Here is a 24,009-nt window from a genome sequence, read left to right as displayed (position 1 = left end):
AGGACGGGGCCTCCCGACGTCCGGGATCGACATACTCCGGCGGTGAGCAAAGAGCCCACCGGGAACGGAGTCGAAATGAGCAGCACCTACCGTGTCGAGGTGAGCATCGGAGCGGACGGCACCATCGCAGTCGTACCGACGGAATGGACGGACGGCGGGTCGCTCGACTCGGTCGCACTCCCCGCGGACGGCGCGGAGCTCACGATCAATATCGTGGGCGAGCGCGGTGCAATCCGAGCCGAGATCGACGACCCTGCCCTGGCATCGTGGTGGCTGGCCGGACTCTACGGCCGCGCGGTGGCCCGTGCCGTGGCCTCACGGAGTGCCGGGCTGGTCGAGGCTCGCGAGGAGCTCGTCATTGACCCGACCATCGGATACTTACCCGATGGGGCGGTATCCCTAGCGGATGTCGTCCGCCGATTCGCTCTCGGCGCATGGCTGCGTCGAAACTGGCCGGGCCCGGTGCACGAGGGCTCGGCCGAGGGCACCATCGACATCGAGGCGATACGGCCATGGCTGCTCGACATCGAACTCGGTGTGCTCGCCTTCGAGGCCGAGGCGGTGCTCGGCACGACAGACGTGGCCGCATCCTTCCTCTCGCCGCGGGTGGCCGAGTTCGACGCCCACCTCGCGGAGTATGTCGTGAAACAGTCGGATCGGCAGCCGCCGGGTGGGACAGGTGCCCTGCTCCGGTCGGCCGCGTCGGCCGCGCTGGAGAGCTTGCCGACGGACTCGGCGCACTACGACGGAATCGCGGATTCGCTGGAACGCCTCCAAGAGATGGACTCTGAAGTCCAACATTCTGCCGATGCTCTCGCGCGTACGGACGACGCGTCGTGGTTCGAGATCCAGTTCGGAGCGCCGCCGGCCCGCGCAGCGGTTCGCCCGCGACATCGCTCGCCCGCGTTGTTCGCCGGCGTGTCGGATCGCACCGCCGTACTCGGTGAGCGCCTTCTCGCGTCGCGGTCGACTGATGTGGATTGGCGTGCCGTTCATCCGCGGCAGTTGAGCAGCGCAGCCGGGGCGATTCGGTGGTTCTTGCGCGCAGGCGATGACGGCGACGAGGTCGTGGTCCGGGTGCGCGCCGCCGAGCCGGGTGTTCGTGAGCCCGCCGAGCCGGGCGAACTCGTCGCTCAGATCGATGCGGCGGGAACCGCCTTCGCCGTACCGCTCACCCTCGATGCCGAGGGGCTCTACTTCGTCGGCTCGGGTCCGGTCGAAGGCGGGGTCGAACTCGCCGCCGTCTCGGTTCACGTCCGATCCGACGTCTTCACCCGTGGCGACGGCATCTCACCGGACGAGGCGCGGGCCTTTCGAGCAACCATCCTGCGGCGCATCCTTGATCGACTCGCCACCGTCGCGGGTCCGCCCGATGACGGATGGCGGCGGCCGTTCGCCTTCGAGCGCGCTATAGAGAATCAGAACGACAGCGAGGACCGGCGGTGAGTTCGCTCCAACCTCCTGAGTCTCTCGGCGAGGCCGACTTCGACAGCGAGAACCTCTTTAAGCCGTTTACGGTGGTGCCGCCGAGAGAGCCGGACGCCGAGGAGACGTTGGCGAGGCTCGAACGAGAAGTCGAGATCCACGCGCTGTTCGGCTTCCACGCCGGGGACCCGACTTCCCATTCCGAACGCCTGCATCTGATCCTCCAGGCTGTGCTGGAGTGGTTCGCTCGCGCGGCCGATGTCCGGGTCACCGATCTGCGCAGCTACGGTAAGTCGGCGGACTACGGAGTACGCGCTTTCTACGTGGCAGTGTCAAGCGGTGAAGGGCTGCGAGGCGGCGCTGAACCGTTCGCGCGCTGGACCGGCAGAAGGAAGCTTCTCGAGAGCGGGGCAGACGCGGCCGAGAAGGTGCGCCTAGACCTCCCCAGCGTGGACGGCTTCTTCGTCGAGTATCCCGTCTCGAAGCACCGCGTCCGCGTTGTGCACCTCTCTGTCGATGAGGGTCGGAACCTCGCCGAGAACAAATTGATCGCGGTGCTCGGTGAGCGCTTGACCACGCACCCGGTCCCCTCGGCCGTGCTACTCGGTACAGCCGATCACAGCGTCTTCGAGGCCATGACCGGTTGGTGCAGGGAGGCGACGGCGCCAGCGTTCTGGTTCGTGCTTCCGACGGACGCGGACCTGATGGAGATCCCGGCATCCGCTCGAGCATTCCTTCCGGCCGGACGAGTCGAGCTGATCGACGACATCTACCGTTGGCACGTTCGACGAAATCGCGGTGGGACGGTCGGAGAGATCGTGTCCCGACGGCGGAGAGAGGCGCGCCAGGCGGCCGAGAGGAACCCTGAGGCCGTCCTCACACCACGCAACCCTTCCGAAAGATCGGCTGAGGCGATCGTGACGGCTCGTGAGCGCGCCGAGCTGTCTCCGGTGATCGAGACCCTGCTGGCCATTGACTGGCTCGCGACACGGTCACCGCTCGGATCGACTCAGTGGGTCGTGGCCGTCGGCGGTGCCGACATTGCGCGACGCATAATCGCTCACCTGAGTAGCTTCGCATCCGCCGCCGATCTCGAGCGTCTGACTGAGGGAACGGCCGATCTACGGGTGGCGCGACTCCTCATTAGCGAGGCCCTGTTCGCCGACGCGGTTCACGGACGAGGTCGCGCCCATGCGCTGGCGTTACGGCGGCTCGTCGGACGCTGGGGCGGCGCCGAGGACCTGATCGCCGCCGCCGCGGGCGTCGTCGACGTGGCGATGCGCAAGTCGACGCTCTGACGCGCAAGCGCCGCGGGAACGTGTTCGGCGCGATCACAGTGGTGACCATGCCGAGCACGTTCAACACTGCGGCTAACCGCCGTTACGCCCGCGCACGCTCTTCTTGCCAGACTGGCTGACTGCAGCGCCGTTGTGCGGGTTGCTCGCGCCGAACTTCGAACTGCCGCGTTCCGCCTGAGCCTTCTTGCGCGCGAGGGCTTGCTCGCGCGCCTGCTGGCTCTTGTTGCCGAACGTCGGCGTCTCCCTCTTCTTCGCCATGCTTCACCTCATCCCGGATCTCATCGATCGTGGATGCGGGCGGGACGCTGACGCCCCGCCCGCCCGCTCGCTACCGCTTCCCCGCACGAGGTGTTGGCATGCGAACTGGCGTGGCGGGGTGACTGGAGAGGCGCCGCAGTCGAGGCCAATTTGGCTGTTGAAGCCATGGCGGGTGAACACGCCATTGAGGGCTATCGCGCATTCTGGCTTCTTCTTGCTGCATATTTCTACAACTGCGCGGGCCGTAGCTACGGTCTGGACTCAGACTTTTCAATTTCGGATTCCCTTGCAGCGGGAGCCGTTTCAGCTGCGCAACCCGCAACGTGGATTCGTGAAGTTCTTCCCTTCCCAGGCCGCGCCGTCCTGGACCGGCCGACATGGGATAAGGCAGCGATATCTCGACTCGTCGACGATCTCAAGTCTATCAACGTGCAGGCACATGATAGGCGGGCGGAGGAGATGAGAAAAGGACTGCAATTCACGGCTCCAGGCCTTTATGAGCCAGCACTCTCAATTCTTGGGCGCCTTTTAGGCGCTGAGTCCTACAAGCCGCCTGACGATGGTCAATGTGACTCCGCTTGGTGTTGGGAGGACGCGCTGTGGTTAACAGTCGAGGCGAAGTCTGACGAAAGTTCTTCCGGCCTAGTGCCGCTACAAGACGTTCGGCAAACGAACAGTCAACTCGCTCTCCTCAGCTCAAATCGGTCTGAGTCGATTCCTCCTCAGTCAGCCAGCACCATAATGACTCCAAGGCAGGCTTTCGCCCCTGAAGCGGTAACGGCGTCAAATCCTAACGTGTTTTATATAATGCCTCGGGACATCTTGACCCTTGCGGATGATGCGACAAAACTTTGGGACGCGCTCATTGTTTTGCGTCATAGCGACGACGTCGAAGCGAACCGCTTAGCGGTAGAATCAATCCTTTCCGACATGCGCTTGTTCCCGTCTGATGTGTTGGAGCGGCTCACAACACGGCCAGTTGGCGACGTCAGTTGATGAGCCTGATTTTGAGACTTGAAGCACCAATCGAACGTTGGGTAGCCGATCCTCAGAGAGGACCGCCAGCCCCGCTCAGCGGCGGCGTATTTGCGGCCGCGGACTCCGAATGCTTCTGCCGCTACCGGCGGGTTGCGGCTTGTCCGCGTGCAGTCGTTCCGAAAAGCCCGAGAGATTCATGGCGTCGGGAGCCTCCTGCCTCAGGAGTTCCTTCACGGCTCCGAGCTGCAGGAAGGTGATGTGCAGCTCATCGACATTGCGCACGCGACGTCGGCGGGCAATGGACCAAAGCACCTTGATTTCTCGCAGGATGAGCGCCACCCACCCCACGTTGGTGTCGGGCTGTACGAATTGAAGAGTCCGCCGCCAGTGCTTGTCGTTCGGTGGGCCTGCAGTTTCGAGGAAGTTGAGTGTTGGGCCGGTTCGCTCCAACGCTGGCGCGTCGCCTGGCGGTTTCAGGCTGAATCCGACCTCCTGAGAGCCGAGCGCGAGCCCGTGCTTGGCGGCGTTATAGATGTTCGATTGGTTCAGGAAGACGTCCGCGCAGTGATGCACGAGAAGGACGAGGGCGTCGCGGTGGTCTATCTATCGTTCTTCTGTCTCATCTACGAAGATTGAGCGGTCGGGCGAGCCGGTGAAGACGGTCAGGAGGTCCGCCATCGTCTCTTCCCGCTCGAGATCCCGGCGCAGCTTGCGGACTGCTTCTTTGAACTCGCGAGCATTGGTGAACTCCGACAGCGCAACCCAGGGGCACGGGTTCGAGCGCGCATGAGCAAGGTAGAGCCGCAACAGCGCCTCGCTCGCGTGGTGCAGGAGCACGGTGGATTCGATCGCCGCGTATTCGCTGCGCTCCTGCCGACTGAGCCCCTCAACTTCAGCCGTGATGGAGCCAAATCGAATGGATTTCGGTGATTGAGCCTGGTCGTCTTCCTCACCTACCATGAGAAGCAGGGCTGTCAACCGCGAGTCGAGATAGCGGTGTGGCGCCATCTCATAGAACTGCTCGTTCAGGCCCGGGAACTCGTTATCGCTGACAGATGCATTAGAAGGCATGATCTATTCTCCTTCTGCTGGCACGTAGACACGCTCAGGTCGCGGTGGGAGGGTGAGAACATGTCGAAGCCTCGCACCAAGCTCGCGCGCACGGCGCTGATTTCCAACGGCATGGTGTGGTTCGGCCTGTCGTTGATGCTCTTCGCGATCGCCGGCGAGCAGACCTACGCGGCCTTCACGGGTGAGTGGTTCAACGTCCTCGGTTGGGCGCTGATCCTCTCCGTTGCCGTGGGCCTGGCGGTCGTGGGTGTGATCGAGAATCGGAACATTCGGGCGGGGAAGACGTACAAGCCGCGTCCCCGCCGCTGAACACGACTCGAGCGCGGGTGGCCGTTCCACGCGCGTGACCGGGGGGGGTCGAGGGGGCTCTCCCCGTCGTGCAGAGCGCGAGCGTGTGGAGCATGAGCACGGTGGAGCCGATGGGCTGTCCGAAGTCGGTGTAGTCCTGGGTCGCGCGGCGGTTGCTGATGAGGTCGAGGGCGACCAACTCCTCCTCGGACTCGTCGGTCATCGGGTCGGGGTCGTCGTCCCACGCTCGGAGTACGGTCCCGGCGGCGTCGAGGACTCGCTAGAGTCCCCCGACTCCGGCGACGGGGTCGGTCGTCTCATACTTGAACACGAGGGCGGTCGCGGTGGGCCAGCCGTGCGCGGCCGCGGCGACGATGAGCGCTCGCGCGGCGGCGGCGGTCGCGGCTTGGTCGCCGGAGGCGGCGGCGGCGTCGACGGCGGCTTGCGCGTCGCGCAGCGCCGGGGTGTGTCCCCACACGTCGACGTCGACGGTGGGAGTCGTGGTGGTGGTCATGGTGGGCCTTTCTGCTGAGTCGAGGCGGGAGGGCGGGGACCGGCGGCTGCCGGTCCCCGCGGAGCGGGCTAGCTGAGGCCCGCGGCGTCGGCGGCGGTGGTGTCGCCGGTGACGACCTGCTCGACCGGGGAGAGCGCGTAGCCCCAGGCCGCGAGCTGGCGGAAGTGAGCGGCGGCGCGCTCGTCGCCGCGGCGCCACGACTCCTTGCTCGTGTTTGCCTCCTCGCCTCCGAGAACGACGGCCAGCGCGACGAGGCGGGCCTTCGCGGGGTTCGCCTCGATGAGTGCGGCGAGAGCGTCGGCGTGGTAGCCGGAGGGCTGCGTGATCCCGAGGAGGGTGTGCGCGAGGGCGTTGCCGCCGCTCATTCCGGAGGACACCGAGAAGCGGTGCACGGTGAGGCCCAGCGCGATCACGCGGTCCGCGTCCTTCGGGAGGGTCTTGCGGGAGAGGAACGAGGCGATCCACTCGCGGGGGACCGTCTCTGCCGCTTTCCACACTTTGTTGCAGGAGATGAGTATGCGACGCTCGGCCTCCTGCTCGTCGAGCATGGGGCCTGCAGGTAGTCCTTCCCTCCTTGCGGAAGCCCGCGGCTTGCTGGTCAGTGAAGTACTAGCTGGCATCGGCGCTCTTGCCGGTGAACACAACCCGTACATCTGCGGCGCGTCCCTCGACGTTCTCGATGTCGGCGGCGTCTACCCGGGAGCCGTCCTCCTTGCGGAGGTCGCGGATGCTGGTGTGGCTGGTGTCGGCGTAGTAGACCTCGCTGTCGAGGATCGCGAATCCGCGTGCGGTCAGCTCGGCCTTCGCAGCGGCCTTGGCCTGTGCGCAAGCTCACTCGTCGCGGGCGCGCTGCGCGGAGCGTTGTGGTCCGCGGACGCTAGATCGGGGCATTGATCGTTCTCGCTAGTCCGCTGGACGATCCGGACCGCAGTCGTCTCGTCGCTCTCCGCGATCTGGACAGGGATGGTGGCGGGTCCGGCCTCGCGGGTCGCTAGCGAACGGCGCTGGCGGGCGCTACTTTCGAAGCCACGAGCGTTGACCGTATCCAGCCGAACCGCCTCCACATAGGCGGCAGAAATGATTCCGCGACTAGGCGAAGAGACGCAGGGCGACTCGATCCGATGACTCTGCTGATCCCGATGACCGAGGTCGGCGTCGCGGTCGGAGACTGGTTCACCTCAGGGCCGAGCTTCGCTCCGATCGTCCTGGCGGTGAGAGCGGTCGCCTCAATCGTCACCCTGCGCCGGCACGACGCGACGTCGTACCTCTCCGCTGCGGTGGCGAAGAACCTGATCGCGGCGCCGGAGAGCCGAGCGGTGACGGTCGCCCTGCGGGACTGACCGCCTCACAGCGACTCCCATCATGACTCCGCAAACCGCGGGCGCGACCAGGGGTCTGCCACCCCCGCTTCGATACCGTCTCTCCCATGTCCGACCTCACTCCCGACGCCCCCGAGGTCGCCGCCGAGCACCTCCGCGCCGAGCTGCAGCTGCGGCGCTTCGGTCGGCTCCGCCTCACCATCGACATGGCGCTGGGGAGCGGCTTTCTCGCGCCTTACGACCTCGTCGTCGTCCGCCTCGACACCGGGGCCGAGATCATCCGCGTGAAGGCCGACCTCACCGATCCCCACTACCTGCTCGGTCAGGTCGAGCTCGACCTCGAGACGAAGACGGTCGCCGAGTTCCTCGAGGAGTGGCGGCCCGCCTGACCAGGCCGGCACAGCCGCGATCCCGGTGACGGGACGGGGCCGAGGCGACCGGAGCAGGACGGCGGAGATCCGCGCCCCCTCGCCTCACAGCTCCGCAGGAACTCTGTCGCGCTCCTCGTCGGCGGCCACTACCGGCACCCACGCTCCGCGCGCCGGCCGCCCCGCCCACCACACGTACACACCGGCAGCGACCACGGCGCCTCCGGCCGCGACCGCCCACCACGGGAACCCGGCGACGTCGGGCGACTCCCCCGCGGCGTCCACGTCCGACTGCGGCGTCGGGATCACCCGTTCGCCGGTGACGAGGATGCGGTGGGTGTTGATCCCGAGCGGGGTGCAGGTGACGAGGGTCAGGAGGTCCTGGCCGGGCTGCACGAGGAGGCTCTGCGTGTCCTCCGGCTCGACGACCAGTGTCTCGCGCACGCGGTAGGTGACCACCTCGCCGTAGACCTCGATGGTGAAGGTGTCGCCGACGTCGACGCGGTCGAGGTGGGTGAAGAGCTCGGCCGAGGCGAGGCCGCGGTGGCCGGTGAGCACCGAGTGAGTGGAGGGGCCACCGACCGGCAGGGCGGTGCCCTCGAGGTGGCCGACGCCCCGCTCGAGGACGGCGTCGCTCGTGCCGTGGAAGATCGGCAGGTCCACGTCGATGGCGGGGATCCTGATCCTGGCCATCAGTCCCTCGGCGTCGCCGCGCAGGAGGGAGGAGTAGCGCTCGCGGTCGGCGACCTGCTCGTCGTCGGCCAGGGGGAGGCGCTCGTTCGCGGCGACGGCCGCGCCGCCTCCGCTGAGGCTCTGGTTGTAGGCGCGGGCCTCGACGAGGTTCTGCCGGAGGGTCTCGGCGCCGAGGTCGGTGATGTCCTGGGTGAGGGAGTCGATCTCGCGCGCCTGCTCGACGGCGCTGAGCCAGCTGGCGGCGACGGGGTACAGCAGCAGCGCCACTCCCGAGAGGCTGATGAGCGCGATGACCAGCGGGGCGATCGGGAGCCGCCACCGCGGCCGGCGGTGGATCCGCCTCCGCGGAGGAAAAGGGCTGGAGACAGAGGAATGCGGGGCACCCGACGGGTGCCCCGCATTCGACTTCGTCATGGTGCGACGTTACTCCGCGGTCTGAGCAGCCAGCGCGGTGCGGCGGCGCGAGGCGATCAGGCCCGAACCGATCGCGAGGGCGAGGAGCGCGCCTCCACCGAGGGTGAACCACTGCGCGCCGCCACCGGTGAGGGGCAGGGCGAACGCCGGCACCTGGGTGTGGAGGAACTCGACGTAGTTCTGGATCGGCGCGGTGGCCGAGCTCGGTCCGGCGACGACCTGCGTCAGCACCTGGGCCGGGGTGGGCAGACGGAATCCGGCGGGCGGGGTCAGCTCGCGGACGTAGTAGTTGCCCGGCGTGATGATCGGGATCTCGACGATGCCGTTCGCTCCGGTCGTCCAGTTCTGGTTGCCGTTGATGAACACCGGGTTCTGGCCGAGGTTGGCGTCGTTCTCGGTGAGGAACACCTGGTAGACCGCACCCGCGAGCGGCACGCGGTTGGCGCCGTTGTTCTGGTAGGCGTACACGGTCAGCTGACCGATCGGGGTGCTGCCGGTGACCGTCTCCGTGGCCCCGTTCACGACGCTCGTCGCCGAGTTGGTGATGATGCCGTTGGCCGGGATGGCGGTGGCGCGGGTGAGCACCGTGAGGGTGACGACGCCGCCCTGAAGACCCTGGAGCTTCGTGAGGCCGGGCTGCAGGAAGTTCAGCGTGACGTTCCGGGTCGCGGCGTCGTAGCCGAGCGTGTAGTCCGTGTTCGCGATGAACGCCGGTGCGGGCGCGGTGCCCGCGGCGCTGGTCACCGTGATGCCGGTGGGCGCGACGCCGGCCGGTCCGGTCGGCAGGTAGGTCAGCTCGGCGGGGAGCGTGTCGGTGAGGGTGAACGTGTCGAGCGTGTCACCGGCGGCGAGCACCGGGACGTCCGAGGCGATGGCCCAGCGGATGAGGTCGGGGTTGCGCGCCTCGACCGAGTTCGCCGCCGCGGGGACGCGCGTCTTGGTGAGCTCCGTGACCGCGTTCTTGGGGTAGACGTGGACGTCGTAGATCCACTGGTTCGCCGGCGCACCGGTCGGGCCCGTCGGGAACGGCAGGGTGACGAGGAACGGCGCCGCGCCGTTGGTGGCTCCGGCGGGGAGCTGGGTCTCGGTCACGAGGTAGAGGCCGAGCGGCATGCTCGCGCCGTTGTTGAACACGGCCTCGCCGTCCGTGCCGCTGGTGGCGGTGAAGGTGTCGGCGGCGGTGACGCGGGTCGCCGCGGTGCCCGGGGTCAGGTTCGCGACCTGGTTCCAGCCGTCGGGCGTGGTGAGGTCGACGCCCTGGACGCGCGCGGCGGTGAACACGGCGCCGGGCAGCGCATCGCCGGGGACCGTGATCTCCTGGCCGGTGCCGATCGCCTGGCCGTTGTTGGAGCCCAGCGCGAGCTTGTGCACGGTGAGGGTGCGGCTGATGGTGGGGTCGATGTTGCCGGGCAGCGTGACCGCTGACGCCGGCGCGACGGCGGTGAAGACCGCCGCAGCGCTCAGCGCGAGGACGCCGGCTGCGGCGGCGAGCCGCCTGGTGAGTGAGCGGGACATGTGATCTCTCCTACTGAAATCGTGAGTGCTGGTGTCGTGGAGTCGAAGGTGTGCGGGAAGGGGTCTGCGGGAGAGCGCCGGGGCTCTCGGTCGGGGCGTCACCTGGAGGGGCCTCGCAGCCTCCGGCGCCGCTCCCAGAGGAGGAGGCCGAGTGCGAGAGTGAGCACCGACCCCCCGCCCAGGAGGAACGCGTCGGTGCTGGCGCCGCCGGTCAGCGGCAGGCGTGTGGGGTCCACAGGGGCGTTGACGAAGCGGTAGACCGCCGTCTGACCGGCCGTGGGGGCCGTGATCGTCCGCGAGGCGACCGGGGACCACGTCGTCCCGGTTAGGCGCTCGAGACGCAGTTCCTGGTAGGCGAGGCGACGGGTCGGATCCGTCGCCGCCTCGGACAGCGTGTAGCCGTGGCCCGGTCGCACCTCGAAGGTGCTCGCCGGGTTGCCCGCGGCGACGTACTCCGCGCCGGCCCGGGTCTCCGTCGGGAGCGTCGCTCCGGCCAGTGCGGCGGGCGTCGCGGTGACGCGCCAGTCGGCCGCCTGGAAACCGGTCTGGGGGCGCAGGACCTGCTTGACCAGGGTGATCGTCGCGCTGGCGTTGTCCACGGTGCAGGTGACTGCGGCGCCGTTCGTCGGGGTCACGTCTCCGGCCGCGCTCACGGTGAGGGCGGCGCCGGCGTCGGTGCGGCACTGCCAGGGTGCGGTCTGTACGGAGGTGGCGGGGCCCCCGGTCTCGGCGAGCCGGTAGGCCACACCCGGGGTGACGGGGATAGCCGACACGCCAGCGGAGCCCGCGCGGCCGGTCGGGCCGGGCAGGGCGCCGGTCGGGCCAGTGGCGCTGAGCGTGAAGTCACTGGGCAGCGCGCTGCCGGAGCTCACCGTCTTCACGAGCGTGAGGGAGGCCGTGGGCCGGTTCACGATCGAGCACTCGACGACCGCCGCGGAGGCGATGCCGGTGACGCTCGCGCTGATGACGGTCCCCGACTGCGAGAACGTGGTCGACCGTGCGGCGCCGTTGACCGTGCAGGCGCCGCTGACGAACGCGAAGCCCGTCTGCTGCACCTCCGAGACGGTGAGCGTCGCCCGCGACGCCTCCGTGCCGAACAGGACGGTCCAGGCGGCCTGACCCGCGGCGTCCGTCTGCTGGCGGGGCGACTGCTCCGGCAGCAGGGCGACGGTGCCGGCGGTGGCCGTCGCGGTCGTGCCCACCGTCCAGTCCACGCCGGGGCGGGTCGTGCCGGAGGCGTCCCGGATCGTCTTGGTGATGCGCACGGTGGAGGCGGGGCGCGGGGAGTTGAAGAAGGTGCAGGTGACGTTGACGCCGAGCCGGTTCGGGAGGGTGACTGTCCCGGTCGGGTTCGAGCCCGTGCTCACCCGCACGCCGTCCGCGTAGCACTCGTAGATGCTCGTGTAGGCGGTGATCGGGGAGGCGGAGCCCGCGGCCATCGCCTCCGAGACCGTCACCGTGCTGTTGATCGGAGTGGGGAAGGGGCCGATCTGCGCAATCTGGCGGCCGGTGGTGGCGCCGGTGGTGGTGGCCGTGGCGAACGGCGACGCCGGGGAGCCGGCGGCGGCCGTGAGCTGGAACTGATCCGCCGCGGCGAGGCGGCCGACCACGCTCTTCTGCACGGTGATCGTGGCCGGCGAGGAGCAGCCGGAGAGGTCGACGGCGTTGACGCTCACGCGCGGCGTGCCGCTGACGCGGGTCCAGGTGGTGGCGTCGAACTCGTACGCGCTGCCGGGGATGGCGGGGACACCGTTCGCGGCGGCGACGTCGCCGTTGGCGAGGTAGACGGTTCCACGCGGCGAGAAGGCGATGCCGTTGATGTTGGCGAAGGCGGCGTCGGTCCCCGTCACGGCCTTCGCGATCGAGGTGTTCACCGGGAGGGTGCCGCCGGTCGCCGCAGCCAGGGCGTCGGCCGGCACGGTGAAGATCGCGGCGCTGCTGGCGTTGTTGACCGAGCCCGCGCCGACGACGTAGAGGTTGCCGCGAGCGTCGAACGCCATGTCGCCGTTGCCGTTGGGGGTTCCGGAGGTGGGAAAGGAGCCGACGAGGGCGAACCGGGTGCCGACGGGGTTGGCCTCGGTGAAGCTCCAGATGTAGAACTGGCCGCTCGCGAAGCTGCCGAACAGGTACCGGCCCGTCCGGAGGTCGACCGCGCCGGCGACGATGCTGCCGGTCACCTGCGCTCCGCCGGCCACCGTCGTGTACGCGCTGTTCGCGATCCTCTGGAAGCCCGCCTCCGGCGTCCACTTGAGGACGGCGTCGACGTCCGTTGCGTCGGACGAGCGGTCCAGCGCGTAGGCGAAGGCACCGTTCGCGCCGACGCCGAGCGCGTTGGCCTCGGCGGTCCCCGACCAGCTGCCGATCGAGGTCAGGGATCCCGTGACGATGTCGGCCTGCTGCAGGGCGCCGGCCGCCGTGAGGGAGTAGAAGCGGCCGGTGTCGCAGAACAGGCGCGGCGTCTGCACCGTGTTCGTGAAGGTGCAGAGCACCTCCGCTCCCGCCTCGCTGGGGATCGTGATCGACCCGGCGGCGGAGGCTCCGGAGGCGATGACCGTGCCGCCGCGCGAGCACTCGTAGCTGTTGGAGTACCCCAGGCCCGCGCCCGCGGTCTGCGCCTCGGCGATCGTGTACGTCGCTCCGGACTGCACGGTGAGGCGGCTGATCTGCGCGGCCTGGATCCCGGTGGCGGTGCCCGTGGTGGTCGCCGACGCGAGGACCGTCGTGCCGCTGCGCACCGAGAGCGTGAACTGGTCGCCCGTGGCGCTGCGCACCGGCAGGTTCTTCCGGACGGTGAGGGTCGTCGCGGCCTGGATCGTCACCGAGGTGGGGGCGGCGGCGATGAGACCGGTGGGAGTCGTGGTCCCGGTGCTGTACGTCCCGGCGGCGGCGGCCACCACGTCCACCGAGATCGTGCAGGAGGTCGCGCCCGCGGCGAGATCGCCGCCGACCGTCGAGACGGAGGAGGATCCGGCAGCCGCTGTCACGGCGAACGCCGTTCCGGTGACGTCGGTGCAGGACCCGCCGACAGCAGGCGTCGGGGCCACGACGAGGCCGGCCGGGAGAGCGGTCGAGAAGCGCCAGTCCGCCTTCGCGAGGAGGTCGCTGGTGTTGGTGACCGTGTAGGTCAGCGTGGTCGGCACCGTCGCGGTCGGCACGGCCTGCGTGAAGGCCGCATCGAGAGCGGGGGTGACGTCGAGCACGCGGAGGTCGTCGACGGCGAAGGCGCTTCCCGTGCCGGTGACCGTGTTCACGAGCTGCACCTGGGCTGCGGCGATCTGCGCCGGAGTGAGGAGCGCGGTGCTCGTGCCGGTGTAGGCGGCGGCGCGAGCGGAGGCGGGGAGCCCGGGATCGACGAGCGAGCCGAGCCCGCCGACCAGCGGGAGGGTCGGGGACGTGTAGAACACGCCGCCGGTCGCGGCGCAGGGCACGACCGGTGCGGCGAATCCGGTGAGGACGGTGGACCCGCCCGACACCAGGTTGAGGGAGAGGGACGCGTTGTTCGTCCCGCACTGCCCGCCGGCGGCGTTCATGCCGACGGCGTAGTAGCGGGCGGCGGGCGCGGAGACGCCGATCCCCGCGGCGCTCTGGGCGACGGTCGTGCCGCCGGTGACGGCGGCGTACGGGTACTCGACCAGGGCGTGGTTCGCCTGCGTGCCGGTGTTCGAGCCGTTGGCCGGTGCGGTGCTGGAGGTGGACCCCGGCACTCCGGCCGCCACCTGGCCGAGGACGTCCGCCATGCGGCGGGTCTCGCGTGCGGCCGACGATCCCGTGCCGACGGTGAGGAGGGGCCGGGTCGGGCAGAAGGCGGAGTTGGGGTAGGGCGCCGTGTAGTTGACCAGGACGCCGGTGCAGTTCGTGGCGGTCGACCAGCCGGTGGCGGCCGTGTAGCGGCCGTTCGCGTAGGCGGTGAGCGCGCTCGGGGTGGCGGTCAGACCCTGCTCGAAGGTCTCCGTCCACACCTGTCGCGGGGCCTCGGCGACGCCGGCCGCGAGCGTGGAGAAGCCTCCCGCTGCTCGCGCCGTCGCGGGCGGGCCGCGGTCCGACTCCTGGTCGTCGTCCGAGGCCGCCGTGGGAGCGGGCGCCGACCCGGTGGGCGCCGGCTCGACGGGCTGCTCCGGCTGCGCGGCGCCGCGGGGTGCTGCGGGATCGGGCTCGTCCTGAGCCGGCTCCTCCGCCGTCGCACTCGGCGACTCCGCGGCCTCGGCGGGTGCCGACGGGGCGGACGCTGACGGAGTGGGTGCCGAGGTGGCAGATGCGGAGGGGGCGGGTGCCGGATCGGCCTCGGGGGCTATCGGCGGTGTCGGTGCGACCGGCGTCGGGAGAGGAGCGGGGGCGTCGCCGGCGACCGGATCCGCCTGGTTCGCGGCCTGAGCGGGAGACGAGGCGGAGACGTCGCCGAGCCCCCACGAGCCGACGAGGAGAGCGCCGATCGTCGCGAAGACGACGGCCCGCATTCCGAGGCGCGACGGCGCTCGGTGCCGTGAGTGGCGGCGCCGCCGGGTCGTGAAAGCCATGGTTCTGCTTCTCAGTCGTGTTGTCGATCGTGGAGATGAGCGAAACGTCGACACGACGAACGACATGGATGTCGCAGCGAGTGCGGAGGCCCCAGACTCCGGAGGGGAGCACGCATTCCCCGCGGGCTTCCGAAGATGAACGTATAGGTCGGCCTCCCTCTCGCCATAGAGAAGTGAGCCCCCCTTGTCGGGGCCATAACCGATGAGAAAAGGACCGGGGTGAAGCCGAATATGGCGCCTTTTGACGGGTCCTCGCGAAGGAGTTCTAAGAAGTGAGCGCGCGCGACCGGCTCGGCTCACTCCTCCCGTCAGGTCCCGTGCAACGCTCGGGCCCCACCCGGCCACGTACTCGGTAGACGCCCGACCGACGAAGGATGGACCCGATGACGCGACGCACACTCGACGACCTGCTCTCCCGCAGCGACCCCGCGACCGACGACCGGGCGCCCGGCGTCCGCACCGCCCTGCACAGCGTGATCGCCGAGACCCGCGAACGCGCGCCCCGCCGTCCCGCGCGGTCGAGGGCGTGGTGGCTGGCAGCTCCCGTCCTCCTCGTCCCGGGTCTCGTGCTGGCGACCAGCGCCGGCACCGACGTCCGCTCGGTCCCCGACTTCACGATCCCGATCAGCTACACCACCGACTCCGGCGCAGCGGTGTCGTGCTCGATCGACTACTTCAACGGCGAGATCGACTACCGCGAGGTCACCACCTCCGCGACCGACTACCTGCGCGCGCAGGACTGGAACGGCATCGGCCAGCGGATCCACGACGACGCGCTCGCCTACACGACCGACCCCGCCTGGCTGGCCTCGGACATGAACAGCGACGGCCCCGGCCTCTCGGACGAGACGATCCGCTGGCGGGCCTGGATCACCGCCGCGGACGACCACATCCTCGACACGATCCCCGAGGGCGTGATCGTCGAGGGCGACGGCGGCCTGGGCGGCAGCACCGACTGCACGGGAGAGCTGTGATGAGCGCCGGCGAGGCGGCGCCGTCCATGGCGCGCAGCGTCGTCCGCTCCCCCGCGCGCGACCGGGAGGCCGAGATCACGGCCCTGGTCGAGCGGGAGGCGCCGGACCTGCTCCGCTACTTCGCGCGGCGGACGGCGAGCCCCGAGGACGCCGCGGACCTCCTCAGCGACACCCTCCTGATCCTCTGGCGGAAGGAGCGGTCGATCCCCGAGGACGAGACGCGCGCGCGGATGTGGGCGTTCGGCGTCGCACGGCGGGTGATCTCGGGCCAGCGCCGCACCGCGACCCGGAGGAGCGCGCTCGTCGAGCGGCTGGCGGAGGAGCTCCGCATCACTCCGCCCGCGCCGGCCGACGACGCGGCCGAGGACGTCCGCGCCGCGATCGCGCAGCTGAAGCCCGTCGACCAGGAGATCATCACCCTCGTCTACTGGGACGGCTTCTCCCTCGCCGAGGCGGCCGAGATCCTGTCCCTCCGCGCCGCGACCGTGCGGAGCCGGCACGCGCGGGCGCGGGCGACGTTGCGGGAGGCGCTGGGGGCGGCGATGTGAGGAGGGGTGCGGGGCGGGCGTACCGGCAGCACCATCCGGAACCCGTGGAACCAGGTCGGCACAACGCCCTCGCCACGAACGACGTCCCGACCCGCAGGCACCTAGTCGAGGAAGTACGCGTTCACCTTCTCGTCGGTGTCCAGGATCTCCTCCGAGGGCACCCCGACTCGGGCCGCGAGGTCGATCGCCCCGAGAAGCGCGACCTCGATGTCGGGAGAGAACGCCCGGTCGAGGATGTCGATGAAGTGCAGCATGCTCGTCTCGAGCTTCGCCAGGAGATCGGCGTAGTCGGCGGCCAGCTGTTGATCGAGTGAGCGCTGATCCTCGAGATATCCGGCGATGATCGCTTCTTCCCGGGCGGAGAGCGAGGACGACGCGACGCTGAACATGACGGAGCCGACGGTGTTGCCGATGACGGCGCCGAGGACGGGGACCGGGATGAGCACCTGCCCGACGACCGAGGACAGCGCGCTGATGCCGGCCTGGAGGCAGAGGATCTCGGAGTTCTCGATGAACTCGATCTCGGAGATGTCGCCCGCTCGCAGCCTGCTCGCCTGGCCCGCGATCCCCAGCGCGGCGGTCGTGACCGTGTTCGCCGTGGCGGCCGACGTCGCAGTGAGATTGGTGAGTGAGTAGATGGTGAGACCGCGGACACCGCCCTTCACCGCGCCGAGACCGGAGGCGTTCGCGATGTCCTTCCAGTCGTCGGCCGAGAACTCCTTGAGCTTCGTGCCTTCGCGGCGCTTGGCGAGGACCGCGGAGACGAACGCGGTCCCACCCTCGATCCCGGCGGCGGCGACGGTGACCTGAGCGCCCTGGCGCACCGTCGCCCGGTTCTCCCGAACGGCAGCCGTGCGGGCGGCCTCGTCGGTCGCCGTGATCCTTCCCTCCTCCGCCGCGAACGTGTCGGTGTACGCACCGAGCTGCACGTCGCGGTACTCCAGCCGGGAGGGCTCGAGTGCCGCGATGTCGATCGTCTCGCTCGAGAAGAACGTCTTCACCCGGTTCCAGTCGCGGAGGGACGGGCCGTCCCCGCTGCGAGAGAGGACCTTCGCCGCATCCTCGGCGGACATCGCGTGCAGCTTCTGGATGACCTCGAAGTGGTCGCTCGGGATCTGGTACCTGCCGCCGTTCCTCACGAAGTCCGGGTACCTCTCGAGGTGCTCCGTGATCGCGCCGAGGCCGAACCGCCCGCCGGCGGCGGAGAACTTCTGCTGGATCAGCAGGCCGTTCCGCATCAGATCGACGGGGCCGTTGTCGTTCACCCAGGCGTTGCCGCCGGTCTCCCCGAGCACAGCGGCACGGGCGTTGCCGATGCCGACCTCGGCGACCTCGGCGATGAATCCGTGCGCGCCCTTCACTCCACCGCGGTTCGACGAGACCACGTCGCCTATGTGCAGGAGGGCCGTATCCAGATGGTCGAGAGCCGTCGAGAGGTTCTGGTCCTGCCTGCTCAGGGCGCCCATGAGGCGATCGACGCGCACCTGGTTCAGGTAGCCCACCCAGGCGGCGACGGCCTGCTCGTGAGTGCTTCTGGCGACGTCGGCGAGATCAGGCATCGTCGGCGGCCTGCTCCACACGGGCGCTCAGCAGTGCCGCACTCGCTTTCGCGACGTTCACGAGCGCGCCGAGCTGCGACTGCTGGGAGGGAGCCAGGGTCGCGAAGTCCGCCCCGAAGAACGGCAGCGCCTCGCCGTAGACCTTCAGAAGCAGCTCTCGGGTAGAGGCGGTGCGCTGGAGGAGGTCGTCGATCTGCGCGTCCATCGCCTGCACCTGCGCGATGTTCCGCATCACGGCGGTGAGCATCTCGTGCTTCGTCTCGCGGTTCTCGAACTTCTTCTTCGTGAACAGGACGACCGAGGTGAGGACGGCGGCGCCTGCGAGGCTCCAGCCGACCGGGCCGGCCAGCGCGAGCAGCGCTCCTCCCGCGACGGTCCCTCCGCCACCGGCAGCGACGGCTCCGCCGCCGAGCCATGCCAGGGCGGCCTGGCTCGCAGCGGCACCGGACAGGGTCGAGATCGCGGTCCCGGTCGACGCGGTGCCGAACGTGGTGGCGACCCACATGGCAGCGGTCGGCGCGACGCTCGCGATCGCCGCTCCGGCGGTGACACCGGCGCCCGCTCCCGCCGCGGACTTCCGTGCAGCGACAAGATCAGCGCGGGCGATCTCCTCGGCGTCCAGGAACCGGGCTCTGTCGAGCTCGATCTGCTCGAAGTCCCTGCTGAAGGACTTGGGCGTGTTGGCGATGCTGTTCACCACGAGCTCGACGAGAGCGATCAGGTCGGTGGAGCGCTCGCGTTGCCGGAGGAGGGAGAGCCCGTCGTCGCTCATCGCCGTGAAGGCGCGGTTGTACTCGGCCGTGACCTCCTCGTACGACTGGAGGCTCCTCGGGCCGAACTTCTCGGCGGCTGCTTCGCGGAGATCGCCGGCCTGCTCCATCACCTGCGTCGTAGCGCTCCGCGCACGCTTGCTCAGATCGCCGGCAGCTCGCGCGACTCTCTCCTTCGCCCTGTCCAACTCCGGTCGCTCGACCATCACCCGTACCTGTTCCCCGTAGACGCCTTTTCCTGGCTCGACACTATCCAGCCGCGTATCGAAAGGTGATCGGGAACACCGCTGCCGACGCTTCTCGGACACCCCTGCCGGATGAGTTGCCCCCGCCGCTGTTCCTCCGGCTCGCGGCCCTCCGCGCCCCTTCACCCGGCACCCCCGCCTGAGTAGCATCCCCCGCATGAGCAGGCTCGTCGTCTCCGTCCTCACGTCGCTCGACGGCCGCTTCGAGGGGCACGGGCACGACCTCTCGGCGCTGCCGTTCGAGGACGCGTTCAACGACCACAACCTCGAGCTGCTGCGCCGCGCGGGGACGCTCGTCTACGGCGGCCGCTGGTTCCGCGACAACTGGGACAGCTGGAGCGCCGTCGCCGCGGACGGGACGGCGGGTGAGCGGGAGCACGAGACGGCGCGGCTGGTCACGTCGCTCGACGCGCTGGTGATCAGCGACTCCCTGGCTCCCGATCCGGCGGCGCCGTGGGCCGCCACCACCCGGATCGTGCCGCGGAAGCAGGGTCCGGCCGAGATCGAGCTGCTCAAGCAGGGCGACCGGGGCGACCTGCTGATGTTCGGCAGCGGCACCACCTGGAACCCGCTCCTCGAGCAGGGCCTGGTGGACGAGCTGATCGTCCTCGTCGGCGCCGGACTCGCGGGCGGCGGGACGCCGCTCTACTCCGGGGCGCCGCAGCACGGGCTGCGCCTCCTCGACGCGACGGTTCTGCCGGGCTCTGAGCTGGTGCGGCTCCGCTACGACGCGAGCGGGGCCGGCGAGCGGCCGCACAACCTCCGCTGAGACAGGGCGGCCTCCCTCAGGAGCCCACGCCCCTCCTCTCAGCTGACGTCGTTCGCGCCCGAGGCCGGGGCAGCTGGTGAGAGCGAGCCTCGAGCGGACTCCTCCGGCCGGCGGAGTGCCCGAGCGCACAGCCGGACCCCCAGAAGCGCAGTCGCCGCGCCTCCCGCCAGCATCCCGGCCCCCACCACCGTCCACGTCGTCAGGCTGGAGCTCGGCGCGCCGAGCAGACCGTAGAAGAGCCCGACCCCGCTGCCGACCAGAGCGGCCGCGACCAGCGGGATCGCCAACACCGATCCCTTCTCGGACCGCGTCCACGCCGAGCTGCAGAGAACGGCGACGGCGCCGATCAGCCAGCCGACGCCGGGGATCAGCAGCCAGCCGAAGGCGAAGACCAGGGAGGCCACGACCGCGAACCACCGACGGTGGAGGACCGTCCGCTCGTCACCGCGATGGACTCCGGCCTCGACTCCGCTCGTCATGCGTCGGAGCCTACGGAGACGGGTGGCACCATGCGACAGAGTGGCGCGGGATCAGCCGGACGGCGCCACTCCCTCCTCCGCTCGGTGCTGAGGAGCCGGTCCTGCCGAGCCGGTCCTCGAGCGCTGGCACCCGGCCCACCTGAGGCACGCCTCGGCCTCCCTCACCCCGCGACCGTCAGCGACACCTCGACCGCCACGTCCTCGGGCCCCTCCCCCAGCACCGTCTGCCGCACCTCGACCCCGTCGAGCCGGAGGCCGCGGTCTCCGGCGGCGTCGAAGAGCGCGACGATCGCCGGATGCAGCGTCCCCTCGGGCAGTTCCTCCCCGTCGCGAGGCCGCCAGGTGGCGACCAGCTCGGTGCGCGCCGGGAGGATCGCGGCGAGATCGGCGAGATCGCCCTCCGCCTCCGCCGACGTCGGCCAGCAGCAGACGAGCTCCGCCGAACCCGGCTCGCCCGCCCGGAGCGCCGTCCAGAAACGTCCCGTCGGCCCGAGCCCTGCCGCGTGCACTCGGGTGGCGAGCGCGCCGAAGATCTCGTTCGCCTCGTCGTCGCCCGGCCCGTCGGCCTCGTCCAGGGCGATCGTGAGGACCTGGCCGACGTACGGCTGCGCCGGCATCGTCCGCTCGGCGACCTCGACCGGCACGGCGAGCGCCCGCAGCGCCACCTCGGCGACCTCGAACGCCCGGTCCTCCTGCTCCCGCTCCGCGAGCACGCGCTCCCTGTGCGCCTGCAGCGCCTCCGCCGCGGTGCCGGCTCGAGTCGCCGCCGCGACCTCGGGCAGCGGCACCCCCGCGCTCCGGAGGGCGCTGATCACGACTCCGGCCCGGACCTGGGCGTCGGCGTACCGGCGGTACGACGACCGCTCGTCGACCTCCGCCGGGACCAGCACGCCCTTCTCGTCGTAGTGCCGGAGCGCCTTCACGCTCATACCCGTGATGCCTGCGTACTCCCCGATGCCCAACATGCCTCCAGCATCCCGTCTCCCCCGGCGGGAGGGTCAACGGGCGGGAGGGTCGATGGGCGGCAAGGTCGACCGACCGGCCGGTCGACCGGCGGGACGGGTCGACCAGCGGGACGGCTAGCAGCGGAGCCGGGCGGGAGGCTACGCGACCGGCGTCGGCGGACCTGACCCCGCATCACGCCACGCGCCGACGCCTCAGCCCGCGCGCCTCACCGCGAGCTCACCAGCCCTCGGGCCCCGCGCTCCCCGCCTCGTACTCGTCCAGTGGAGCGTCGCCCGCGGCCCAGGCGGAGAGCACCGGAGTGATGATGCGCCAGCACTGCTCGGCCACGTCGCCCGGGACCGAGAGCAGGGTGTCGCCCTGCAGGATCCCGGCGAGGACCTGCGCGTAGGGGTCGAGCGTGGCCGCGCCGGGCTGCGCCGTCAGGGTGGTGCGCTCGAGATCGGTCAGCTCGTCGGCGCTGTTCACGACCAGGTCGAGGCTGACGTCGCCGCCCTTGAGACCGATCCGGAGGACCGTCCCGGCGTCGCCCTCGGCCGCCTGCAGGCCGCGCGGGGGCGTGGCGGCGCGGAAGTGGATCGCCACCTCCCGGCGCGGGTCGCCGATCGCCTTGCCGGAGCGGAGGACGAAGGGGACGCCCGCCCAGCGCGGAGTGTCGACCTGGAGCAGCAGCTGCGCGAGGGTCTCGGTGCCGGTCTCGGGGTCGACGTCGGGCTCGTCGACGTAGGAGGGGAAGAAGCGGCCGTCGACGCGGCCCTCGGTGTAGCGGGCGCGGCGGGCGGAGGAGGGGTCGTCGCGCCAGAGCCGCACGGCGCCGAGCACCTCGGCCATGCGCGCGTGGACCTCGTCGGGCGCGACCTCGTCGGGGCGCTCCATCGTGGTCAGCGCGAGCACCATCAGGAGGTGGCTCTGCAGCATGTCGCGCAGCGCGCCGGTCTTCTCGTAGAAGGCCGCGCGGCCCTCGATGCCGAGCGTCTCGTCGTAGACGATCTCGACCTTCTCGATCCACTCGGCGCTCCAGCTCGCCTCGAGCATGCTGTTGCCGAACCGCAGGCCCAGCATCCCCAGCACGGTCGCGTTGCCGAGGAAGTGGTCGATGCGCCAGAGGCGGCTCTCGGGGAGGACCTTCGCGAACGCCGCGTTGAGGGCGATCGCGTCGTCGAGGTCCTCGCCGAACGGCTTCTCGATGGCGACGACCAGCTCCTCGGGGAGGTCGAGCTCGGCGAGCGAGGCGGCGACCTTGTGCCCCATCGCCGGCGGCAGGGCGACGTAGAGCACCGGGGTCGACGGGCAGGCGTCGAGGAGGGCCTTCAGCTGCTCCGGGTCGGAGGCGTCGGTGGCGACGAAGCGCGCCCGTGACGCGAGGGCCTCGACCGTGTGCGCGGCGACTCCGGCCGCCTCGAGGCTGCGGCGGACGAGGCCCTGCCACTCCTCGTCGGTCTGGGGCGTGCGCGCCGCGCCGATCAGCGTGAGCTCGAGGTCGCGCGCGAGCTCGGCCACCCGGCCCAGGCCCGGCAGCAGCAGCCGCTCGGTGAGGTCGCCGCCCGCTCCGAGGATCGCGATGCTCCGCCGCTCGCTCCCCAGTGCCGCGGCCTCGGGGATTCCGATCTGCTCCGTCATGGTGTCTCCCTCGTAGCCGTCGTGAGTCAGCGGCCACAGTACGCGCCGGGCCCTGGCGCGAGCCCGGGAGCCGGGAGGGGTTGAGGAAGCGGGCGCGGAGTGGCAGGGCGGCGCGGTCGGGAGCGAGAGAGCTGGACAACCTCCGCTGAGACGCGGCCTGCCGTGTCGGGGCAGGGACCCCCCTTCTCAGCCGACGTCGGGCCGCGACCCACGACGCCCGGCCCGCCGCAGCCGTCCCGCACAGCACGTCATCCCCCTCCAGTGCTCGTCCGGCGGTACCCTGCCCGCATGCGCCTGCGCCAGGTCGTCCTCGACACGGAGGACGCCCGCGCCCTCTCCGCCTTCTACCTCGCCCTGCTCGGCGGCGAGTACCGCTCCGGCGACGAGCCGCCCGCGGACGGCTCGGACGACGAGGCGGAGTGGGTCGCGATCGTCACCGCCGACGGCGCGAAGCTCACGTTCCAGCGGGTGGCCGCCCTGCCGCGCGCGACCTGGCCGGAGGGGCCCGTCCCGCAGCAGCTGCACCTCGACTTCATGGTCGCGGACGCCGACGAGCTCGACCGGCAGAAGACCCGGGCGCTCGCTCTCGGCGCCGAGCTGATCGAGGACAGGAGCGAGGACCCGGAGGAGGCGCTCCACGTCCTCGCCGATCCGGCCGGCCACCCGTTCTGCGTCTTCGTCGCGCCCGACTACCCGGCGGAATAGGGGCGCGCGGCTTCAGCGAGCCGCACGCGTCGGATCACATGCCGGTGATCGTGACCGTCGTCGTCGCCGCGATCACCGCGGCTCCCGTGACGCTCGCGGCGGTTCCCGCGAGGACGGCGGCGGCCGCCTGCCCTGCCCAGTGCTGCGCCGCGAGCGACCGGATCGCCTGCCGGTCCGGGATGCCGGGCCTCGGCGAGAGCGCTCCGGCCGCGTCGAGCAGGCCGATGAGCGCCGCGTCCGACGGAAGGGGCGCCGTCCGAGCCGCGAGGACCTCGGCGACCCGGATCCGCAGCCGCTCGTCCTCCGCCGGCTCCACGGCGGCGACCCGCTCGAGGAGGGCGGCATGCAGCTCCCTTCGCGTGAGGCGGGCGATCCACCAGGAGACGCTGCGCGGTGCTCGCTCCGCTGCGATCCACCCGAGTGCCCCGTCGAGCACGGCGTCCCCGAGCGCGGACCGCTCCGGCCCGAGGGCGACGGCTCCGGCGTCCACCTCGACGCGCCGCCGGAGGGAGAGCTCCGCGAGGACGGAGGCGGCCAGGACGGTGTCGAGAGCGCCCGACGAGGCCGCGGGCCGCCCGTCGCTCCGCCGCAGCAGGAGGAGGAGAGCGACGGGGAGGGGCGGCTGCCCGGCTCCGGGGGGCGCAACGGCCGGTCGATCGGGCGGACGACGGAGGACCCGTCGCCCGGCGGATGCGGTCTCGACGGGTCGGGTGCCAGGCTCG

General features: G+C 70.6%; 23 protein-coding genes. 9 read left to right on the top strand and 14 right to left on the bottom strand.

The features are described from left to right. The first annotated feature begins 75 nt into the window (after nt 1–75). Both C5C74_RS09465 and C5C74_RS09460 read left to right on the top strand, forming a co-directional pair. Complete coding sequence (locus C5C74_RS09465) at nt 76–1,446, top strand: hypothetical protein (protein ID WP_104351420.1); 1,371 nt, start codon at nt 76–78, stop codon at nt 1,444–1,446. Continuing rightward, a complete protein-coding gene (locus tag C5C74_RS09460; RefSeq protein WP_104351419.1) occupies nt 1,443–2,723 on the top strand; it encodes a hypothetical protein in 1,281 nt (426 codons plus the stop codon). The genes C5C74_RS09465 and C5C74_RS09460 overlap by 4 nt, the downstream gene beginning before the upstream one ends. 72 nt (nt 2,724–2,795) lie before the next feature. Here C5C74_RS09460 and C5C74_RS17095 read toward each other — a convergent pair whose 3' ends face one another. The 3 genes from C5C74_RS17095 to C5C74_RS09455 all read right to left on the bottom strand — a co-directional run bounded on the left by C5C74_RS17095 (nt 2,796) and on the right by C5C74_RS09455 (nt 5,030). Continuing rightward, nucleotides 2,796–2,981 carry a hypothetical protein gene (locus C5C74_RS17095; protein ID WP_146083048.1) on the bottom strand — a complete coding sequence of 62 codons (186 nt, stop codon included), beginning with the start codon at nt 2,979–2,981 and terminating at the stop codon, nt 2,796–2,798. A gap of 1,071 nt (nt 2,982–4,052) precedes the next feature. Beyond that, a complete protein-coding gene (locus C5C74_RS17090; protein WP_146083047.1) occupies nt 4,053–4,532 on the bottom strand; it encodes a hypothetical protein in 480 nt (159 codons plus the stop codon). 30 nt (nt 4,533–4,562) lie between these two features. Beyond that, a complete protein-coding gene (locus C5C74_RS09455; RefSeq protein ID WP_104351418.1) occupies nt 4,563–5,030 on the bottom strand; it encodes a hypothetical protein in 468 nt (155 codons plus the stop codon). Between the two features lie 60 nt (nt 5,031–5,090). On the opposite strand from C5C74_RS09455, the gene C5C74_RS09450 reads away from it, so the two are divergent. Then, nucleotides 5,091–5,339: a hypothetical protein gene (locus C5C74_RS09450; RefSeq protein ID WP_104323811.1), complete on the top strand. Its 249-nt coding sequence runs from the start codon at nt 5,091–5,093 to the stop codon at nt 5,337–5,339. 259 nt (nt 5,340–5,598) lie between these two features. Here the strand turns inward: C5C74_RS09450 and C5C74_RS09445 are convergent, their stop codons facing one another. Together C5C74_RS09445 and C5C74_RS09440 are read right to left on the bottom strand one after the other, a co-directional pair. Next, nucleotides 5,599–5,832 (bottom strand): hypothetical protein, encoded by a 234-nt coding sequence (locus C5C74_RS09445; RefSeq protein ID WP_104323812.1) that lies wholly within the window; start codon nt 5,830–5,832, stop codon nt 5,599–5,601. A 68-nt stretch (nt 5,833–5,900) separates the two neighbouring features. Continuing rightward, nucleotides 5,901–6,380 (bottom strand): hypothetical protein, encoded by a 480-nt coding sequence (locus tag C5C74_RS09440; RefSeq protein ID WP_104323813.1) that lies wholly within the window; start codon nt 6,378–6,380, stop codon nt 5,901–5,903. Between the two features lie 573 nt (nt 6,381–6,953). Between C5C74_RS09440 and C5C74_RS09435 the strand changes: the two genes are divergently transcribed. Then, the gene (locus C5C74_RS09435) at nt 6,954–7,172 is read left to right on the top strand and encodes a hypothetical protein (protein ID WP_104351417.1); all 219 of its coding nucleotides are present in this window, start codon (nt 6,954–6,956) and stop codon (nt 7,170–7,172) included. 86 nt (nt 7,173–7,258) lie between these two features. Then, nucleotides 7,259–7,540 (top strand): hypothetical protein, encoded by a 282-nt coding sequence (locus C5C74_RS09430; RefSeq protein WP_104351416.1) that lies wholly within the window; start codon nt 7,259–7,261, stop codon nt 7,538–7,540. An 84-nt stretch (nt 7,541–7,624) separates the two neighbouring features. Here C5C74_RS09430 and C5C74_RS09425 read toward each other — a convergent pair whose 3' ends face one another. The 3 genes from C5C74_RS09425 to C5C74_RS09415 form a co-directional block, all read right to left on the bottom strand. Then, the gene (locus C5C74_RS09425) at nt 7,625–8,626 is read right to left on the bottom strand and encodes a class C sortase (protein ID WP_104351415.1); all 1,002 of its coding nucleotides are present in this window, start codon (nt 8,624–8,626) and stop codon (nt 7,625–7,627) included. A gap of 9 nt (nt 8,627–8,635) precedes the next feature. Further along, a complete protein-coding gene (locus tag C5C74_RS09420) occupies nt 8,636–10,141 on the bottom strand; it encodes a SpaH/EbpB family LPXTG-anchored major pilin (protein WP_104351414.1) in 1,506 nt (501 codons plus the stop codon). A 98-nt stretch (nt 10,142–10,239) separates the two neighbouring features. Further along, nucleotides 10,240–14,655: an LPXTG cell wall anchor domain-containing protein gene (locus tag C5C74_RS09415; protein WP_146083046.1), complete on the bottom strand. Its 4,416-nt coding sequence runs from the start codon at nt 14,653–14,655 to the stop codon at nt 10,240–10,242. Between the two features lie 383 nt (nt 14,656–15,038). On the opposite strand from C5C74_RS09415, the gene C5C74_RS09410 reads away from it, so the two are divergent. Next, entirely contained in the window at nt 15,039–15,629 is a 591-nt protein-coding gene (locus C5C74_RS09410) for a hypothetical protein (RefSeq protein ID WP_104351412.1), read from the top strand. Beyond that, nucleotides 15,629–16,177 (top strand): RNA polymerase sigma factor, encoded by a 549-nt coding sequence (locus tag C5C74_RS09405; protein ID WP_219813455.1) that lies wholly within the window; start codon nt 15,629–15,631, stop codon nt 16,175–16,177. Before C5C74_RS09410 ends, C5C74_RS09405 begins: the two co-directional genes overlap by 1 nt. 101 nt (nt 16,178–16,278) lie before the next feature. Here C5C74_RS09405 and C5C74_RS09400 read toward each other — a convergent pair whose 3' ends face one another. Together C5C74_RS09400 and C5C74_RS09395 are read right to left on the bottom strand one after the other, a co-directional pair. Next, nucleotides 16,279–17,736: a hypothetical protein gene (locus tag C5C74_RS09400; protein WP_104351411.1), complete on the bottom strand. Its 1,458-nt coding sequence runs from the start codon at nt 17,734–17,736 to the stop codon at nt 16,279–16,281. Beyond that, complete coding sequence (locus tag C5C74_RS09395; RefSeq protein ID WP_219812565.1) at nt 17,729–18,616, bottom strand: hypothetical protein; 888 nt, start codon at nt 18,614–18,616, stop codon at nt 17,729–17,731. Before C5C74_RS09395 ends, C5C74_RS09400 begins: the two co-directional genes overlap by 8 nt. Before the next feature lie 292 nt (nt 18,617–18,908). On the opposite strand from C5C74_RS09395, the gene C5C74_RS09390 reads away from it, so the two are divergent. Further along, entirely contained in the window at nt 18,909–19,520 is a 612-nt protein-coding gene (locus tag C5C74_RS09390; RefSeq protein ID WP_104351410.1) for a dihydrofolate reductase family protein, read from the top strand. A gap of 38 nt (nt 19,521–19,558) precedes the next feature. Here C5C74_RS09390 and C5C74_RS09385 read toward each other — a convergent pair whose 3' ends face one another. The 3 genes from C5C74_RS09385 to C5C74_RS09375 all read right to left on the bottom strand — a co-directional run bounded on the left by C5C74_RS09385 (nt 19,559) and on the right by C5C74_RS09375 (nt 22,582). After that, on the bottom strand, nt 19,559–19,999 hold the full coding sequence (locus C5C74_RS09385; protein ID WP_104351409.1) for a hypothetical protein: 441 nt from the start codon (nt 19,997–19,999) through the stop codon (nt 19,559–19,561). 161 nt (nt 20,000–20,160) lie between these two features. Continuing rightward, nucleotides 20,161–20,964 (bottom strand): MerR family transcriptional regulator, encoded by an 804-nt coding sequence (locus C5C74_RS09380; protein WP_104351408.1) that lies wholly within the window; start codon nt 20,962–20,964, stop codon nt 20,161–20,163. A 217-nt stretch (nt 20,965–21,181) separates the two neighbouring features. Next, nucleotides 21,182–22,582: a glucose-6-phosphate dehydrogenase gene (locus tag C5C74_RS09375; RefSeq protein WP_104308176.1), complete on the bottom strand. Its 1,401-nt coding sequence runs from the start codon at nt 22,580–22,582 to the stop codon at nt 21,182–21,184. Nucleotides 22,583–22,870: 288 nt separating this feature from the next. Between C5C74_RS09375 and C5C74_RS09370 the strand changes: the two genes are divergently transcribed. Further along, nucleotides 22,871–23,287: a VOC family protein gene (locus tag C5C74_RS09370; protein ID WP_104351407.1), complete on the top strand. Its 417-nt coding sequence runs from the start codon at nt 22,871–22,873 to the stop codon at nt 23,285–23,287. Between the two features lie 34 nt (nt 23,288–23,321). Here C5C74_RS09370 and C5C74_RS09365 read toward each other — a convergent pair. Beyond that, a partial coding sequence (locus C5C74_RS09365; protein WP_104351406.1) for a GPP34 family phosphoprotein occupies nt 23,322–24,009 on the bottom strand: 688 nt, incomplete at its 5' end.

Origin of the sequence: Rathayibacter sp. AY1E8, assembly GCF_002931415.1 — a bacterium.
GTDB lineage: Bacteria > Actinomycetota > Actinomycetes > Actinomycetales > Microbacteriaceae > Rathayibacter.
The sequence above is the reverse complement of the archived record's forward strand: the minus strand, read 5'-3'. Positions and strand labels throughout refer to the sequence as shown.